Source organism: Microtetraspora glauca, from assembly GCF_040656155.1.
GTDB lineage: Bacteria > Actinomycetota > Actinomycetes > Streptosporangiales > Streptosporangiaceae > Microtetraspora > Microtetraspora glauca.
The window spans coordinates 1-16,581 of record NZ_JBFALK010000043.1 but is presented as its reverse complement, the minus strand read 5'-3'; the positions used below and the strand labels follow the sequence as shown (position 1 = coordinate 16,581).

Genomic DNA, 16,581 nt, shown 5'->3' with positions numbered 1-16,581 from the left:
CTATATCAGGCCGACCATGATCATAGCGATGCCACCCTGGGCGGTACAGGCGTCCTCACGAGGCTCTGCCGGCCGTACTCCTTTAATGACGGACGCCCGCCTTTGCCACGCGATTATTGACTCTCCGTGTTAATGCGCGTTACATCCTATTCCACTCATCATCATCCGGTCGCGTGGCGGTCGTGGCGACGACGGCCGTTCCCGACTCTCGGCCATTACCCGACGTGGAGATCCCCTGCGGAGAAGCGCCCCAACGGAGCACCCCGTCCCGCGCGGCCGTCCGGCCCGCCGAACAGGGACGATGCGGCCACTGATCCAAACGGCGGCAACACAAGTCTTTACTTACGCTAAATCAGAATAATTCACACTATGCCGTCAGTTAAAAGCTCTTTAATTCGACCGCATTTTAAATGATTTGCGGCGCTATGGGTGATAGTGTCGCAATTGGAAGATCACGGAAGCCAGTCTGAGGGAGGCAACAAATGAGCCTTACCAAAGTCTTTCCGACAGGGCAGTTCAGTTCCTGGGGTTGGGGCGGAGGCTGCGGAGGCGGTGGATGTCGCCGTCGCTGCTGCTGGCGCCGCCGCAGGTGCTGCTGGCGTAGATGCTGGTAAGCCCTGGCTGATCTGAAAGAGAGCCGGCGGGATTTCCCGCCGGCTCTCGGTCATCACAGAACAGGTATCCGACGTGGAACAGAACCGACCTACCGACGAGAAATACGAGGGGCGCGCCGGGGACCCCACCTCCCCCACCGGGGAACCGCCGGCGAACCCGGCAGGTCTTCCGGCAGCACACCCGGCCCCGGCCTCCGATCCGGCGCCGGCGCCGGCCACCACGCCGATCGTCTCGATCCGCACCACGCTCAGGGAGTTCTGGCCGCAGACCCGTGGCGTGCGCTGGCTGTTCGCGGCCGGCGTCGTGGCCGCGGTCGCGGCGTCCGTCTGCGAGGTCAGCGCGATCGGCCTGTTCGGCCTCATCACCGACCGCGTCCTCAGCGCGGGGAACCTCGGCGCCTTCTGGGCTCCGGCGGGGGCCTGGGTCGGCGTCGCCGTACTCGCCGGGTTGATGTCCTTCGCCGGCGCGTACGCCACGGCCCTCGCGGCGGAGCGCTTCCTCCTGCGGCTGCGCGACCGGGTGTTCTCCCACCTCCAGACGCTCACCCCGGACTATTTCGAGAACCGGCGCCTCGGCGACCTGATGGCCCGCCTCACCGACGACATCGAGGCCATCGAGGAACTCGTCGGCTCCGGGCTGGTACGGATCATCACCACGGTCGCGGGCGCGGTTCTCTTCTCGGGGGCCGCGTTCTTCATCCGCTGGGATCTCGCGCTGGTGACGTTCGCGATGGTGCCGCTCTTCCTGCTGGTCTCCAGGGGGTTCACGTCGAGGTTGCGCACCGCGTCCGCGCGCGAGCGTTCGAGCAACGGCGCGATGAACAGCGTCATCGAGGAGAGCCTGGCCAACCAGTCCCTCGTCCAGGCGTACAACCGCCAGGACGCCGAGGCGGCGCGGCTGCACCGGGAGGGCCGCACGTGGCTGCTCGCCAACGTCGCCCAGGCCAGGCTGTCCGCACTGTACGGCCCGGCCGCGCAGATCGTCGAGACGCTCTGCCTGCTCGTGATCATCGGGGTGGGCGCGTGGGAGATCGCCTCCGGCCGGCTCACCATCGGCGGACTCCTCGCCTTCGCGGCGTACCTGGCCTACCTCTACCCCACGTTCCAGGGGCTCGGGGAACTGGCACTCAGCGTGTCGTCGGCGGCGGCGGGCTCGGACCGTGTCATCGAGGTGCTGCGTACCGAGCCCGCCGTCACCGACCCGGAGGACGACGGCGCGGGCGAGGCCACGGGCCGCGCGGTGCCGCGGAGCCGGGGCCGGGTCGAGTTCCAGGATGTCGGCTTCACGTATCCGGGCCGGACCAGGCCGACCCTGACCGGCCTGTCCTTCGGCGCCGAACCGGGCGAGCTCATCGTGTGCACGGGCCCGAGCGGCGCGGGGAAGACGACCGTGGCCAAGCTGCTGCTGCGGTTCTACGACCCCACGGATGGTCGGGTGCTCCTCGACGGCGTGGACATCCGCGAGATGCCGCGCCGGGCACTGCGCGAGAACATCACGATCCTCCAGCAGGAGAACCTGCTGTTCTCCGGGAGCGTGCGGGAGAACATCGCCTACGGCCGTCCGGAGGCCGGCATGGCCGAGATCGTCCGGGCCGCCGCCATGGCCGACGCGGACGATTTCATCCGCGCGCTTCCAGAGGGGTACGACACCCCGGTCGGGCAGCGCGGACGGCTGCTCTCGGGCGGGCAGCGCCAGCGGATCGCGATCGCCCGCGCCATCCTGCGCGACGCGCCCGTGCTGATCCTCGACGAGCCGATGACCGGGCTGGACGCGCCGACGGCGGCACGGATCATGGAGCTTCTCCGCCGGCTCATGACCGGCCGGACGACGATCCTCATCACCCATGATCTCCGGCACGTGCCGGAGCCGAGCCGCAACGTCGTGCTGGAGCCCGCGCACCGGCCCTTCACCGTGGACAGCCCGGTGGACCGCCCGGTGGACGGGGATCCGGCCGCCCTGTCGTGACATCAGCCGACGAAGTTCCTGGCGTACTGCAGCAGGTCGATGCCCAGGGTGAGCTTGAGCGAGATCCAGACGATGGCGGTCGCGAGCGCGGCGGTGAGCAGGGTGGCGACGATGCGTACGAACCAGTTCTGGCGGCCGAGCCAGTCGGTCGCGGCCGTCACCGTGCGCTTGGCGAATCCGAGCAGGCGGTGCGCCCACACGAACTCCGTGGCCAGTACGGCGAGGCCGGCGAAGACGACGAGCCAGCCCGGCCCGGGGAACGGCACCATGATGAGACCGCTGACGACGAGCGCCGCGCCGATCACCCCGACGATGATCTTCAAGGTCAGGCGGCCACCGGGTCGGGCCCGTACGTGATCGAGCCAGCTCCGCGGGCCGGACGCGTCGTGCGCGGGCCCCTGTGCCCCGGTCGATCCGGCGCCTCTCTCCTCGTCGCCGCTGAGCGTGTTCTCGGTTATGGCCACCTGGTCACCCCCTGAGAACAGGATAGACAGGCGGACAAAAGCCGATCTCGTCCTTCCGGACGAAACGGTCTCCACCCACGGACGGGGGTCCGGGGACGGGACGGCGCAGGCGGGAACGGCCCGGGGCCGTGCGGGGCCCCAGGCCGTCCCGGTTCAGGTGCCGCAGCCGGTCAGAAGGCTGTGCACGTCACGGCCGCGGGGACCGCGTTGGTGCCGGACCAGCCGGCGTTGAAGCCGAACGTCGTGCTCGCGCCGGAGCCGAGGCCGCCGTTCCAGCTCAGGTTCGTCACGGTCACGGCGGAGCCGGACTGGGTGAGGTTGCCGCTCCAGAGCTGGCTGATCGTCTGCCCGTTGGCGTACGTCCACGTGACCGTCCAGCCGGAGATCGCCGCGGTGCCGCTGCTCTTGACCGCGACCTCGCCCTGGAAGCCGCCCGGCCACTGGTTGACCACCTTGTACGTCGCCGTGCACGCCTTGCCCGCCGACGGGCTGAAGCTGGGCGACGGGCTGGCCGAGGGCGACGCGCTGGGTGAGGCGCTGGGGCTCGGCGACGCCGACGGGCTGGGACTGGCCGACGGCGAGGCGCTCGATGAAGCGCTGGGCGAGGGCGACGAGGTGCCGGTGCGGTCGCCGTAGATGATCCCGCGGCCGTTGGTTCCGATGTAGACCCGACCGTAGATCCGCGGGTCACCGGTGATCGCCTCGCCCCAGTTGCCGTACTGGTGCCGGTCGTCGTTGATCCGCACCCAGGTCGCGCCCGCGTCGTCGGACCTGAACGCCCCGCGGACGCCGTCGATCTTGGCGATCGCGTAGAGGGCCATGGACGACTGTCCGGGCGCGGCCTTGCCGAAGCCGATGTTGTCGGCCTCGGTCACGTTGGCCAGCTTCGTGAACGACGCTCCGGAGTTGGTGGAGTGCCACAGGCCGTACGTGCCGCCGGTGCCGCCTGCCAACCAGATGTCGCCTTCCTTACCGGGTACGGCCTTGAAGTGCACGTTTCCCGAGGACGGCAGCCCGGCGGCCGCTGTGGCGGTGAACGTGGCGCCGCCGTTGGTGCTCACGTAGAACGTGCCGCCCTTGAAGGCGTAGAACTTCTGCGCGTTGACCCGGTCGGACTCGACGATCGCGTTGGCCGGTACGCCGCTGGACGCCGTCCAGGAGGTGCCGAAGCCGACCGAGTAGACGACCTGGAGGCCGGAGTCGCCGGGCGCCCAAACGAACCTGCTGCCGTCCGCGGCCGCCGCGACGGTTCCTCCGCTGTTGACCCCGCCGGGCTCGGTGCCCTGGAACCAGTTGCCGCCGCCGTCGGTGGAGAAGGCGACGTGGCTGTCGTTCGGCCGGTCGGCGTCGGTGAAGTTACCGGCCCGCACCATCACGCTCGGGTTGGTCTCGGCGTAGTCGAGCGAGGTCGACGACGTGAAGTTGGGCTGGGTGAACATCATCGATGGCACCGCGTCGAGGTTGGTGTGGCGGAAGCCGCCGATGTCGCCCAGGGCGCTGACCAGCGGGGCTCCGCTCGGCGGGCTGATCAGGTCGAGGACCGCGGTCTCCTCCAGGCCCTTCACCATCGGCTTGATCGTGAACTGGCCACCCGAGACGTCCCACTGCCTGAGGTCGGTGGTGCCGTAGATCGTGGCGCCGGTGCCGTACATCATGCGGTTGGAGTCGAACGGGTCGATCTCCATCGACTCGGTCATCCAGCCGAGCTTGGGCGTGACCTCGGGCGGCGAGGGGTTGCCGCCGAAGGTCAGCCACGGGGCCGAGGAGATGTCCATCTTGTAGCGGAAGCTACGGCTCGGGTACGAGGTCCAGTCCCAGACCCTGGTCCAGGTGGCGCCGCTGTCGGTGCTCCTGAAGAAGATCACGTCCGGCCACCAGGAGATCTGGGTGGCGACCATGAGCGTGCCCGGGTTCTGCCTGTCGACGGTCAGGCCGCTGTAGCCGAAGTAGTCGTCGGAACTGCTGGACGGGATCGGGCTGATCTGGGTCCAGGTCCCGGTCGCGGTGGCGTAGCGCCACACATCGCCCTTGGCTCCGTCGTACGGCCCGCCGGTGTCGCTGGTGGCGATGTAGAGGTAGCCGCCCGCGGTGTCGAGAACGCCCTTGTGCGCGATGTAGCCGGTCGGCTGGCCGGCGACGCGGGACCAGGTGGCACCGCCGTCGGTGCTCCGGTAGACGGTGTTCTGCTTGTCCGCCACACCGACGTAGACGGTCTGGGTGGCGTTGCCCGAGGTGCCGGTGCGCTTGTCGAAGGTCACCCAGACGACGCCCTGGTTGTCACCGAGGTAGTCGCCCTCCCCCGCGACGTAGTTGCCGGGGTTCGGGAACGCGGTCACCTTGGCCCAGGTCGCGCCGTAGTCGGTACTCTTCCACAGGCCGTTCCCGCTCGGCGCGCCCAGGTAGAGGATGCTGTTCTTGTTCGGGTCGACGGCGAGGCGTTCGCCCATGCCTCGGCCCGGCATGTTCCCGCCGAGCTTGAACGGCAGCGGCGTGACCTGCCAGGTGTCGCCCTTGTCGGACGAGCGGAGGACGGCCCCGTTGTTCGGGTCCCAACTGTTGGTGTACATGCCGGCCGCGACGTAGACGCGGTTGGCGTCCACCGGGTCGGCGGCCAGGCTCACCACGCCGTTGTAGCCCCAGTTGGTCCAGCCGACCCAGTCGAGCAGCGGGGTCCAGGACTGGGTGGACTGACTCCAGCGGTAGGCGCCGCCGATGTCGGTGCGGGCGTAGATCAGGTCCTTCTGGGCGGGGCTGAAGACGATGCCGGGGACGAAGCCGCCTCCGGCGATCTGGACGTTCTTGAAGGCGTACGGATCCGCGGCGACGGCGGCCACCGGCGCGGTCCTGATCACCGCCGTGAGTAACGCCACGACGGCGATCGCGAGCAGACTGACGAGTTTTCGCATGGACGGATATCCCTTCGGGCGTGGACAACCGCCATGCACGATCAGGTGGGGACCCTGACCGTCCGCCCAGCGCGTGCATGGAACTGCCGAGAGATTCACACAGGCGTCACGGCTCCGTCAATAGTTTGGACTATGAACAAAGCGAGCCCCTTGCCGCGATCCCGACATATTACGATCAGGGGTTACATTTCGGGCGGCCAGCGGCCCCACTGGATCACCACACGAGAACTTCGGACCCGATCCGGAGCTTCAATAGTTTGAATACACGACTAATTCGCGGCCCTGGAGGGAACCGCGACGGGGAACACGCCGACCGGACGTACCTGACGGGACCTGACAGTCGCTCCGGCGAGCATGGTGCCCATGGACCAGATCCGCGAGCTCAACAAGAAGACCATCGAGCAGTTCCGGGAGCACAGGGGCGGCGGCCCGCTCAGGGGGCGGCCGCTCCTGCTGCTCACCACCCGTGGCCGAAAGAGCGGTCGGCCGTACACCACGCCCGTGATGTACCGGCCTGATGGCGACCGCCTGCTCGTCTTCGCGTCCTGCATGGGCGCTCCATCCCATCCGGACTGGTACCTCAACCTCGTGGCCGACCCGAAGGTCACCGTCGAGGTCGGGGCGGAGACCTACGAGGCGACCGCCGTCGTCGTCACGGGCGAGGAGCGGGAGCGACTCTGGGCGGTCACCAAGGAGCAGTACCCCTTCTTCACCGAGCATGAGGCGCGGACCGAGCGCGAGATCCCCGTCATCGCTCTCGAACGCCTTCCATAGCTCGCCGTACCGGCGGGGAGTGCGGACGAACGCCTCCCGACAAGATCGGCTAACCCGGCTGGTCCCGCTGACGACCCCGCCTACCCGAGGACGGCCGCCTCAGCCTCCGACGCCTGGCGCTCAGAACAGGCCCGCGGATCGGCACGCGGCGCGAAACTGGGACGCGCATATCTCGGCGGCCGTCCAGTAGCCGTCCTTGATCACCGTGCTCTTGATGTTGCCCCTGTCGACCACGATCGGTGCGATCATCGCGGCCGGGATCGAGGTCACGGTCCCGTTGGACAACGTGGTCGTGCCGGACACGGTCCTGCCGACCCCGAGATCGATCGCGATCTTGGCCGCGCTGCGCGCCACCGATCTGATCGGCAGGTAGACGGTCATCGTCTGGGTCCCCAGCAGGATCCGCCGTACGGCGTCGAGCTCCGCGCCCCGGCCGGTGAGCGGGGTGCCGCGGGTGGCGCCCGCGCTCCGCATGACCGTGGCGATGCCGCCCGCCATGGCGTCGCTGGCCGCGTACACGCCGATGACCCTCTGGGCCCCCAACGCGGTGAGGGCACCGTTCACCGCGGCGCCGGCCCGATCCGGGTTCCAGCCCGGCGCGTCGTACTCCTTGCCGATGGTCACCTGCCCGTCCAGGACCTGGTGCGCCCCCTTCTTGAGGTCGCCCGCGTGCTGGTCGGCCGGCGAGCCGTTGACCATCACGATCTCACCGCGCCTGGGGTCCCCGCCGATCCTGATCGCATCCAGGAGGGATCGCCCCTGCATCCGGCCCGCCTGGATGTTGTCGAATGACGTGTAGGCGTCCACGGGACCGCCCGCGAGCCGGTCGTACGCGACGACCCGCGCGCCCTGGTTCTTGGCCAGGGCCACCCAGGAGGCGATACCCCTGACGTCCACCGCGTCGAGGATCAACACCTTCACGCCGTCCGCGAGCATCGAGGCGAGTTGGCGCTGCTGCCGCTTGGGGTCGCCTCCGGCGTTGTTGTGGATCACCTCGCATCTGGGGCATAGCTGCGCGACGCGCTGGATGATGTACGGACGGTCGAACTTCTCGTAGCGTGCCGCCTTGGCGTCCGGCAGCAGTAAGCCGATCGTGAAACCGTCGCTCAGCGAGCCGACGGCGACGCTGGTGGGGCCACCTCCCGACTGCCCGGCCGTACCGCACGATTCCAAACCCAAAAGGACGACGACCACGACGCCCGGCACGAGCCGGCGAACCAGATTTCTGCCCACGGCGAAACCCCTTCAGCCTGTTCGGCCGTGCCGTACCCGGACATCGAGGACATAACGCCTGATCACGGACGCCGCGGAGCCGTTCTTTGCGACCGCCGTACCAGGGCCCGGGCAGGCCATGGGCAGGAACGAGAGCGATCGGGGTGCGTGAACCGTTCCCACGTCGGCCGTCTCGAGCTCGACTGTCGGTCTCATTTCGATGTGATCGGCTGATCCGCTCAGGCGCTAAGTTGTGAGAGACTCCACCATTGCGGGGCGGTAGCTCAGCCGGTCAGAGCATCGGACTCATAATCCGTGGGTCGTGGGTTCAAGTCCCACCCGCCCTACTCAACTTGATCAGTGAATATGCCCTGCCACCTGCGGCTTCTCGTCTGATCATGATTCACGTGTCAGGCAGCGGAACGCGGCCGGAAGCAGCCGTATGCCGCCACTCGCGGAACATACGCGGAATGCTCTTGGCCCCGTTTTCCCAGGTGGATCCGCCTGTTTGCGGACCGGTCACACGCATCGGACCCACGAACGGGCGGTGTCCTCGTCCATCCCGATCTCGTCCTGGACGAGGAGGACGGCATCCTCTTCCATGCCCCTCACCTTGAGCTGGCGTACTCGCCCCATCAGATCCATCGCCCACATCGGATCGACGTACTTGAGCACCCGACGTTGCCGAAGGATCTTGACTAATCGGGTGAGCAAGAAGAGCATCAGCACACCGGGAAGGACGAATAGCAGATAAGGGATCATCGTCTCCGACATGTGTGGATCTTATGAGCCGCCTTGGTGCCCTGAACATCGAAAAACCCCGAGATGTCTCCCGGGGTCCTTCTTTGTGATCTCGCCTCATCAGGCGAGGGCTTCCAGGATGCGGCGGTTGGCCATCTCGCGTTGCCCGTCGATGCACTTGGCGTAGACCCGCAACATCACGTCCACACCATGGCCCGCACGTTCCGCGGCTTCCGGGGCATGGACTCCCGCGTTCAACCACAGTGAGACCGCCGCGTGCCGCAGGTCGTACGGCCGGGCCGCCAGCGGCGAGGCGACGACATCCGGAGGGAAGGCGTAGCCGCGCGCTTCCTTCCAGATCTTCGAGACGGTCGAGCCCGAGAAGGCTTTGCCGGACTCGGTACGGAACAGCCGCCCATCAGCGGCCACGTCGTGGGCTGTGATGTGGTCACGCAAGATGGTCACCAGTTCGGGCGGGATCGGCACTGGCCGGGTCTCCTTGGCCCCGCGATGCTTGAGGCCGCGTTCGTCGTGGGTCTCCCCCGAGTCGGTGTAGCGCTTGCCGCTCTCCGGCCGGGTCTTGGCCAGGGTGAGCAGGCCCCAGCCGGTTTTGGGGAGGTGGCAGTCCTGCTCACGGAGGCCGGCGGCTTCACCGGGACGCAGCCCACCGAAGTACATGGCCGCGAACATCGCCCTCATCATCGGCCCGCGTGTCCGCCCGACGTAGGTCACGGCGGTGAGCAGTTGCCGTGCCTGGGCAGGATTGACGACCGAGCGCCGATCGATTTCCCCGCCCGGCTTGGGACGGCGGAGCTTCACACGGTGCAGCGGATTTGCCGAAAGTTCTTCGCGCTCTACGGCGTACTCCAGGGCGTGATGGAAGACAGCCCGCTTGCGCCGGTAGGTCGAGGTGGCCGCCGCCGTGCCGTCGAGCAGGAGGGAGAGTGATTCGAGCGCGGCGCGCGTGTGCTTGGCCTCGTCCAGAGCGGTCAGGGGCAGCGAGGCCGCTTCCAGCCAGCGCAGCGCCCCGGCGATCTCCGGTGTTGGGACCGGGCGACGGTCGAGCGGCAGGAACGCGAAGTGCCGTAGCGCACGGCGCAGGGTCGCGTCGTCGGGACGGCCGGGACGGTCATGGGTCAGCACAAGGGTGACGCCGGTCAGCGTGTCCGTCATGCCGTCGCGGGACTTGGCCGCCGCATGGGGCCACCAGGCGTGGACGTAGTCGACCGCGAAGGCGTACCAGGTGCGCACATCCTTCGCTTTGATCATGGAGGCTGGGAGGCCGCTCTCCAGGTCGAAGGGCTCCCCCTTCCTGGCCGCCTGGCGCAGCTCCGACAGGAAGCTCTCCGCGAGACCCTTGGTCTTGAACGTCGAGGACTTCTCAGCGGTGCCGACCGTCCAGCGCACGGTGTGTGAGACGACACGGGGTTTCTTGCCGTCCCCCTGGGCCCGCGTGTTGGTGCGAATGCCCCAGAACTTGACCTTGTACGACGAGGAGGTCACGCCACCTCCCGGAGCGTCTCAAGCCACGCGGTGAACTCGCTGCGATAGATCCGGATCTCGCCGTTGGGGAGCTTGAAGCCCTCCGGAGCCCTGCCGATCTCCCGCCAGCGGTAGAAGGTCCGGGCGGAGACGCCGAGTTCGTCGAGGACCTGGGCCACGGTGAGCATTTCGTCTTTCCTGGTCACGCCGCCTCCTCACTGATTGCCGAAAGTTCTTCGTCGGGTAGCCCGGCCGCTCTCGCTTCGAGCTCTCGTAAGTGGTTGCGCCAGCGCTGGCGTTCGTGGACCGAGCGCAGGAGCCGGACGCCGAGGGGGTCGAGGCCAGGATCACCGGGTCTGACCGGCCGCCAGACGTACCGGTGTGGATCAACCGGCTCGTCTGGCAGGCCGAGGGCTTCCAGGACCCAGGTACGCCGGTCGTGCTTGTGCTCGGTCAGGGTCTTGTTCGACCACTTCCGCGAGACGAGCACGCGACGGCCCGCGTAGCCGAGGTGTTCGGGCTTGTGCGCCTTGCCCCGGCACCGACCGGGGATCATGCCCGGCTTGGCGCCCTTGGGCTGGACGCCGTAGCGGAGCCAGTTCGGGCAGGTCGGCGAGCACGGCTCATAGCGCAGCGCAGCGCCGAGGCGTTCGGCGTGGAGTCGTTGCTCCTCGTCGTCCGGATCGATCGCGTCTCCGATGGACTTGGTCAGGTACTTGGACAGGTAGCGGATGCACGTGTCGGCGTCGGTGGTCCCGGCGAGGACGCCTTGGACGTCGAGTTGCGGGCCGAAGGTCAGCACGTGCAGGGGTTCCGTCTCGTCGTCTTGGTCGAGTTCGTCGAGCGCCTCATCCCAGGCGGGCAGGACCTCACCGGTTGCCGGGTCGAGGTAGCCGACGCCGTCCGCCCAGACGGGCAGGTGATCGCCCTCGAACCGGACTTGATCGACAGACGGCCACCACACTTGGTGATAGGTCGCCGCAGCGATCTGCTTGATCTCCGCACGCGGCAGGTGGCCCCGCACCGCCATATGCAGATGCGGAGCGAGCCGCTTCTGCGGCTCGACCGACGCGAAGTACTGGACATCGAACCCGGCGACCCGGCGGAGGTTCTGCACGAAGCGGTCCACCAGCTTGGAGAAGTGCAGCGCGTCCCGAGCCGCCTGCGCATAGTCGTACGTGCTCGGGTCGACGGGCGCGCCGTTCTTCCTGACCCGCCCGTACGAGGGCAGGGTGAGCGTGATGAACATCGACGGCCGGAACGTTTTGCCGTTCGAGCTGGTGAAGGTCCGCCCGAGCGTCGTGGCGCTCATGGTCCGCTTGGGCAGGTCGGGTGCGTCCTGTCGCCGCCTCGTCGAGCGGGACCGCTTGCCAGTGGTCCGGCCGAGGATGTTGCCGCGCATCCCGGTCCGGGTGATCTCGTCATCCAGGTCGGCTATCGCCGCGTCCAGGTCGGTGGTGTCCTCGCCGGCCTTGTCCGCCTCATCGCGCCAGGCTTGCGCGTCGGCCCGGAGCTCGACGAGATAGCGCTGATAGTCGTCTGCCTCGTTCGGGGTGTTGACCGGTTCGTGGTCGAGGTGCCAGCCCTCCCGGCACTGGGCCATCCGAAGCTGCCGGTTCCGCTTCGCGCACGGCGGGCACTTGCTCTCCAAAGTCGCACCGCACGGAACGTCAACGGTCTCAACCTTGCCCGTGTAGATGTCGAGCCGCCGGAGAGCGATCGGGCGGATGCACACGCCGTACTGCTTGGCGATCTCCTCGACGACCTCTCGGGCGAGTGGCTGAGCCATCCGCACCGCCCGAGGGGTCGCCCTGTCCGTCGTGTTGGTCACCAGTCACCGCCGCAGGAGTTGAGGCCGTCGAGCGAGTCGAGGAGTTCGACGGAGTCGAAGCCGTCGAGGGGGTCGAGCAGGATGGACGCCTTTTCGCCGCATTCGCGGCACTCGACCAGGCCCCGGACCGGGTACAGCCAGAGCGCGTTGGGGGTGCCGCAGCCCGCGCAGGTCAGTTCGTCCAGCAGGTGAGCGATCTCAACCATTCGCCTGCACCCCCTCAGGCGCGACCGGAGCGGCACCCGTGACGGGCGTGGAGTCGACCACGAGCGCGGAGTCCGACGCCGAGCGCTGTACCGGAACGGACTCGGCAGGCGCGGTGCACGTGGGCGTGGCGTAGTGGGCGACCATGGCGCGGATGTCGTCGTCGGAGACGTACGCGGCCCGCACTCTCACCGGGTCGGGTGAGGTTTCGAGCCGGACGTATCCGACCCCGGCCCCGAGTTCGGGAACCGGCGAGATGTGATCAGCGAGCGCGCCGCGATCACGTGCGCCGTCGCCGAGGACCATGTCAACCTGTTCGGACTCATCGAGCCGTAGCGCGATCTTGTCGGGGAACAGGTTGCGGATGTTCATGACCTCCTTGCGCGGGTCCTGCAAGGCCGCCATGACCCCGACGCCGACCGCTCTCCCCTGGGTCGTCAGGGTCGCGAGCGCGGCGGTGATCCGCTGCTTGAGCGTGCGGTCGGACTGGTAGGCGGTCAAGAACGCCACCTCATCAACGAGCACCAGGACGAAGGGGTCCGCTGTCGTCGGGACGTGGGAGCGCTGAAGTCCGGCGAAGCGTCCGGCGCGTTCCTGCATGACCGTGACCGCGTCGTCGAGCAGATCGGCGCACTGATCGGGGTCAGCCGCGTACCGCGTGAAGAGGTCCCGGCCGAACGAGAGTTCCATCAGCTTCGGGTCGAGCGCCCAGAGTTCGACCAGGCCCGCCCGCAGCGCGGGAAGCAGGCCGCGGATTGTCGACCACAGGAACGAGCCCTTGCCGGCCCCGGTTGCTCCCGCGATCAGAACGTGGGTTCCGTGGACCTTGAGCCGGTATGGCGTGCCGTCCTCCCGAGCGCCGATCTCGACCGGCCCCACCGAGACCACGTCAGGGATAGGCACCGCAGGCAGCGGGGCCGCCAGAGGATCACGACGAGGGAAGGTCAGCACAAGCCGACCAGCGCGGGCGATCGACATCCGGCAGCTACGTGAGCCGAAGCCGTGGGCGAGCTGGTCGGTACGGTCGGCCCAGTCCTTGACCGCCTGTCCGTTGAGCATCTTCACGGTGACTCGGTCGGCCCAGCCGTCGCACTCGACCCGCATCAGCCGGGGCAGGTAGTCCCGGCCGCGTAAGTGCCGTCCGAGACCGGAGACGATCATCACGGGTTGCCAGTGACGGCGGTAGATCCAGACGAGCCGCCAGAAGGCGAGCAACCGCCAGCCGACCAGCCGCAGGAACGAGGACTGGTGAAGCGATGCCCAGGACAGGCCCACCAGGGCGACGAGTCCGACGAGGAGCAGAGCCGGGCGCCAGCCGTACAGCGTCCAGGTCACGCCGGGCATGGCCGGTACGGCGATGGCGATCGGGTGCCGCCAGACGAGGCGGACCAGGCCCGCGATGAGCCGGGACAGCCAGATCACGATCGTGACGAACGCGGGGGTGCGGACGACGGCCGGGCGGAAGACAACAGCAGTGTCAGGGGTGGTGGAGACGAGGTTACGCGCTTCGTCGCCAGGGAGTTTCTTGAACATTAGGCTTGTGCCTCTCTCAAACATTCGCGTGTGTGGGAGATCCGGGGGCCGCTGGAATGCCAGTTCCAGCGGCCCCGCCTTGCTTGTCAGGCCGCCACCCCGTCACCCGAGGCGTTGACCTCGATCACGCCGCCGCCTCTTTGCCGGTGGTCTTGCCGGACACGGTCCGGACGGGGCGCATCTCGCGGACTCGGATGGAGTAGGCGAGACGGTTGCTGTTGCTGTTCACGTACGGCGTGACGCTGACACCGTCGAACTCGACCGGCGTGAACGGCACCCCCGCCACCGGGGCCGGCGGAACCGGCTGCACCGGGGCCAGGATCTTGACCGCCACCGTCTTCTGGGCGGGCTTGAGGGTCGGGTCGGCGTCCATGACCGCGACCTGCCAGACGGGCTCTCCTGTCTGCTTGTCGCGGGACTGGACGAACCGGCCTTTGGTCGAGGCGTCGAAGTCCTTGACCGGCTCGACCTCGCCGACGACGTAGCAGCCGTGCGGGAACACCATGTCGAACGTGACGGGGATGGGTCCTTGCAGAGCCATTGGAGATCTTCCCCTCTCGACTGACAGGCACTTAACCTGTCAACTGCTTCGAGATTAGATCGGCGAACTTGGTAGGTCAAGTGCCTAGGAGCGAAAGAGGTGGAGCCCCAGATTCAGCGTTGATCAACCCAGACGACACAAATCGATACCGATAGACGCACAGCGTGAACCAAATGATCAAGCCTGTCGACAATCAAGCCATGACGGGCAAAGCCTCACGCAGGGCAAGCAGCACCGCCCTGTCGATCATCTGGCTCATTTGGGCGATCGGGGTAGTGGCAATGTTCCAGGCCATCTCAATGGCGATGGGCTGGTCCGACGGATTCGTTATCGCGTTCCAGGTCACCGCTAACGTGACCTTGATCTGTGCACCTATCGTCGGCGGATTCGTCGCACTCTCGACAGGCAGGCCATGGACAGCCACGCTGTTCGGCCTGGTTCTTTGCGCCGGCCTCTTTCTGGGGGCACTCATCGGATTCTTGCCGACCCCGGAGACGTTCGGGCACACCACCTCCACGCCGACGTGGAGCCCATCGAACTACTGCGTAAAACGGAGCGGCGGTTACACCGACTGTCCCGGCGGATAGACAGCCTCGCATCCACTCACCGGGACGGCAGCTCAGCCAAGCGGATACGCGTCTTCCAGCTCGTGACGGTCGGCGGGAAGCAGCACGTTCACCACGATGAGGGGACGCCCGGAAGCGTCACGCACGGCGGCGTACACGTCCAGGACCGGCGTGTTCTTCGGCATGCCGAGCCGCTTCGCCTCGTCCGTCGAGGGCATGCGCGCGGTGATCTGCTCGATGATGTGATCGAACCGCACACCCTTACGGCCTTGGAGGTGATCCCGGATGCTGTCGGGCAGCGCGTCAGCGCTGGTCAGGTCCGTCCCCTCCGACAGCTCCAGCGGAAGCCAGAACGAGACGATCTCGGACGGCTCACCTTCACGTGCGACGAGGCGGCGGCGCAGAAAGGCCCGGCTCTTGGCCGGCAGATCGAGCAGCGCCGCAACCCGGTTAGGGAGGGCCTGGGCGCCCGCCTCCAGCACCTCGCCAGGGGAGTCGGTTTCGGGGTTGGTCAGGTAGGCGTGACCGGGGCGTGGCTGTTCGGCCAGGGCGAGCGCGGGACGGCCCCGCACGAAACGGCCCTTGCCCTGCTGCGACTCGATCCAGCCCTGCTCTCTCAGCACCCGCAACGCGGCAACAACAGTAGGGCGGGACACGCCGAACTCTTGGATCAACTGGTTCTCACTGGGGAGCAGCGTCCCCGGCGGGTAGTCTCCCGCTTCAATACGCCGCTGAAGCGTCTGCACAAGTTGCGCATACTTCGGAGGCACGGACTCTAGCGACATCACGACCGTCCAGCAGCCGACAGGTTGTTTTACTAAGTTTGAGCCTAGCCCGGCTCCGGATTTCTGTCACCCCATACCCGCAAGCACGTGAAAGCCGTACGGGCCGAGAGAGGTGAAGCGGGGGTGGAACGGCAGGGCCACGGACGGGGACCGGGGGGCGTGGTTGTCCGTGACCCTGCCGAAGGCGCGACGAGACCCGGGGCGATGGACACCACCGACGCCCGCCCACCCCCGGCCGGGCACTCCCGCAATCTCGCCGCGCCAGCTCTACCGGCTGACGTACTCCGCCAGCACCTTCGCCGCACCCGGGGCGTCGTTCACCGGGTGCCGCTTCTCGGCGTACTGCCAAGAGAAGTACGCGCCGCCGTACCCGACGAACACCCACAATGGCAGCCCCCGCCCACCGGGACGGTGCACCAGGAGCGCCGTGTTGTTGTCCCGCAGCTCCGTGTGAATGCGACGCTGGGTCAACTCGTGGCGAAGCCGGAGAAGCTTGCGCTCCTCATCCGTTCGGTTCATGTAGGCCACCGCCATGACATCAATGGGGTTCATGTTCCGTTCCCTTCGGCCCGGCCGCTTCCGAGGCAGTCGAGACACACCCGCTCCCCACCCGACTCGTGATCTGCATTGGTGCCGCCGATGAGGAGCGCCCGGCGCGCGTGGCGTTCCTTGCTGCCACGTCCCCGACACGAAGGACAGGGCCGTGCCTCGCTGTTCTCATCTGGCCGGGTCACCGTCGCCATCTCCTCGTTCATCCGGCGTTCCCTCTGTCGGGAGGCCGCTTGACGTACCGTGGTTGCTTGATGGCAAGTCCACCGGCAATGCGAGCGCGACAGGACCCCCGAAGATCCCCCTGATACCCCCCTCTTACAACTCCTAACAAAATGATCTCCACCGTATCCAGGCGGCCTGCTGATCGTTGATCCGCTCGTGAGGAAGGGTGAACAGCCGCCGTGGATCGT

General features: G+C 67.6%; 15 protein-coding genes and 1 tRNA gene. 4 read left to right on the top strand and 12 right to left on the bottom strand.

From position 1 onward, the window contains the following. The first annotated feature begins 687 nt into the window (after nt 1–687). Nucleotides 688–2,580 (top strand): ABC transporter ATP-binding protein, encoded by a 1,893-nt coding sequence (locus tag AB0I59_RS41445; RefSeq protein ID WP_082777637.1) that lies wholly within the window; start codon nt 688–690, stop codon nt 2,578–2,580. A gap of 2 nt (nt 2,581–2,582) precedes the next feature. Here the strand turns inward: AB0I59_RS41445 and AB0I59_RS41440 are convergent, their stop codons facing one another. Next, nucleotides 2,583–3,044: a TIGR02611 family protein gene (locus tag AB0I59_RS41440; protein WP_358142433.1), complete on the bottom strand. Its 462-nt coding sequence runs from the start codon at nt 3,042–3,044 to the stop codon at nt 2,583–2,585. 170 nt (nt 3,045–3,214) lie between these two features. Next, nucleotides 3,215–5,950, bottom strand: a complete 2,736-nt coding sequence (locus AB0I59_RS41435; protein ID WP_358142430.1) for a cellulose binding domain-containing protein — start codon at nt 5,948–5,950, stop codon at nt 3,215–3,217. 363 nt (nt 5,951–6,313) lie between these two features. Between AB0I59_RS41435 and AB0I59_RS41430 the strand changes: the two genes are divergently transcribed. Next, nucleotides 6,314–6,724 (top strand): nitroreductase family deazaflavin-dependent oxidoreductase, encoded by a 411-nt coding sequence (locus AB0I59_RS41430; protein ID WP_061261360.1) that lies wholly within the window; start codon nt 6,314–6,316, stop codon nt 6,722–6,724. A gap of 120 nt (nt 6,725–6,844) precedes the next feature. Here the strand turns inward: AB0I59_RS41430 and AB0I59_RS41425 are convergent, their stop codons facing one another. Beyond that, complete coding sequence (locus tag AB0I59_RS41425) at nt 6,845–7,957, bottom strand: sugar ABC transporter substrate-binding protein (protein ID WP_061261346.1); 1,113 nt, start codon at nt 7,955–7,957, stop codon at nt 6,845–6,847. A gap of 252 nt (nt 7,958–8,209) precedes the next feature. Here AB0I59_RS41425 and AB0I59_RS41420 point away from each other — a divergent pair. Continuing rightward, nucleotides 8,210–8,283, top strand: a tRNA-Ile gene (locus AB0I59_RS41420). A gap of 172 nt (nt 8,284–8,455) precedes the next feature. On the opposite strand, the gene AB0I59_RS41415 is transcribed toward AB0I59_RS41420, so the two are convergent. From AB0I59_RS41415 to AB0I59_RS41385, 7 genes are all read right to left on the bottom strand, one after another. Continuing rightward, entirely contained in the window at nt 8,456–8,710 is a 255-nt protein-coding gene (locus AB0I59_RS41415; protein ID WP_358142426.1) for a hypothetical protein, read from the bottom strand. A gap of 87 nt (nt 8,711–8,797) precedes the next feature. Then, nucleotides 8,798–10,180, bottom strand: a complete 1,383-nt coding sequence (locus tag AB0I59_RS41410; protein ID WP_358142423.1) for a tyrosine-type recombinase/integrase — start codon at nt 10,178–10,180, stop codon at nt 8,798–8,800. Continuing rightward, entirely contained in the window at nt 10,177–10,365 is a 189-nt protein-coding gene (locus AB0I59_RS41405; protein WP_358142420.1) for a helix-turn-helix transcriptional regulator, read from the bottom strand. The genes AB0I59_RS41410 and AB0I59_RS41405 overlap by 4 nt, the downstream gene beginning before the upstream one ends. Continuing rightward, nucleotides 10,362–11,990 (bottom strand): replication initiator, encoded by a 1,629-nt coding sequence (locus AB0I59_RS41400; protein ID WP_358142417.1) that lies wholly within the window; start codon nt 11,988–11,990, stop codon nt 10,362–10,364. Before AB0I59_RS41400 ends, AB0I59_RS41405 begins: the two co-directional genes overlap by 4 nt. Then, the gene (locus AB0I59_RS41395; RefSeq protein WP_358142414.1) at nt 11,987–12,196 is read right to left on the bottom strand and encodes a hypothetical protein; all 210 of its coding nucleotides are present in this window, start codon (nt 12,194–12,196) and stop codon (nt 11,987–11,989) included. Before AB0I59_RS41395 ends, AB0I59_RS41400 begins: the two co-directional genes overlap by 4 nt. Continuing rightward, nucleotides 12,189–13,727 (bottom strand): FtsK/SpoIIIE domain-containing protein, encoded by a 1,539-nt coding sequence (locus AB0I59_RS41390; protein ID WP_358142411.1) that lies wholly within the window; start codon nt 13,725–13,727, stop codon nt 12,189–12,191. The genes AB0I59_RS41395 and AB0I59_RS41390 overlap by 8 nt, the downstream gene beginning before the upstream one ends. A 124-nt stretch (nt 13,728–13,851) precedes the next feature. Then, nucleotides 13,852–14,268: a plasmid replication, integration and excision activator gene (locus AB0I59_RS41385; RefSeq protein WP_358142408.1), complete on the bottom strand. Its 417-nt coding sequence runs from the start codon at nt 14,266–14,268 to the stop codon at nt 13,852–13,854. A 173-nt stretch (nt 14,269–14,441) separates the two neighbouring features. Between AB0I59_RS41385 and AB0I59_RS41380 the strand changes: the two genes are divergently transcribed. Beyond that, on the top strand, nt 14,442–14,855 hold the full coding sequence (locus AB0I59_RS41380; protein ID WP_358142405.1) for a hypothetical protein: 414 nt from the start codon (nt 14,442–14,444) through the stop codon (nt 14,853–14,855). A 32-nt stretch (nt 14,856–14,887) separates the two neighbouring features. On the opposite strand, the gene AB0I59_RS41375 is transcribed toward AB0I59_RS41380, so the two are convergent. Together AB0I59_RS41375 and AB0I59_RS41370 are read right to left on the bottom strand one after the other, a co-directional pair. After that, nucleotides 14,888–15,619 carry a GntR family transcriptional regulator gene (locus tag AB0I59_RS41375; RefSeq protein WP_358142403.1) on the bottom strand — a complete coding sequence of 244 codons (732 nt, stop codon included), beginning with the start codon at nt 15,617–15,619 and terminating at the stop codon, nt 14,888–14,890. Nucleotides 15,620–15,886: 267 nt separating this feature from the next. After that, nucleotides 15,887–16,171 carry a hypothetical protein gene (locus AB0I59_RS41370; protein ID WP_358142400.1) on the bottom strand — a complete coding sequence of 95 codons (285 nt, stop codon included), beginning with the start codon at nt 16,169–16,171 and terminating at the stop codon, nt 15,887–15,889. Nucleotides 16,172–16,581 lie beyond the last annotated feature (410 nt).

Bases quoted from the DNA above. Each gene is read 5' to 3' on its own strand.
- AB0I59_RS41435 (WP_358142430.1), bottom strand. From the start codon at position 5,950: ATGCGAAAACTCGTCAGTCTGCTCGCGATCGCCGTCGTGGCGTTACTC.
- AB0I59_RS41430 (WP_061261360.1), top strand. From the start codon at position 6,314: ATGGACCAGATCCGCGAGCTCAACAAGAAGACCATCGAGCAGTTCCGG.
- AB0I59_RS41415 (WP_358142426.1), bottom strand. From the start codon at position 8,710: ATGTCGGAGACGATGATCCCTTATCTGCTATTCGTCCTTCCCGGTGTG.
- AB0I59_RS41395 (WP_358142414.1), bottom strand. From the start codon at position 12,196: ATGGTTGAGATCGCTCACCTGCTGGACGAACTGACCTGCGCGGGCTGC.
- AB0I59_RS41390 (WP_358142411.1), bottom strand. From the start codon at position 13,727: ATGTTCAAGAAACTCCCTGGCGACGAAGCGCGTAACCTCGTCTCCACC.
- AB0I59_RS41385 (WP_358142408.1), bottom strand. From the start codon at position 14,268: ATGGCTCTGCAAGGACCCATCCCCGTCACGTTCGACATGGTGTTCCCG.
- AB0I59_RS41380 (WP_358142405.1), top strand. From the start codon at position 14,442: ATGATCAAGCCTGTCGACAATCAAGCCATGACGGGCAAAGCCTCACGC.
- AB0I59_RS41375 (WP_358142403.1), bottom strand. From the start codon at position 15,619: ATGTCGCTAGAGTCCGTGCCTCCGAAGTATGCGCAACTTGTGCAGACG.
- AB0I59_RS41370 (WP_358142400.1), bottom strand. From the start codon at position 16,171: ATGAACCCCATTGATGTCATGGCGGTGGCCTACATGAACCGAACGGAT.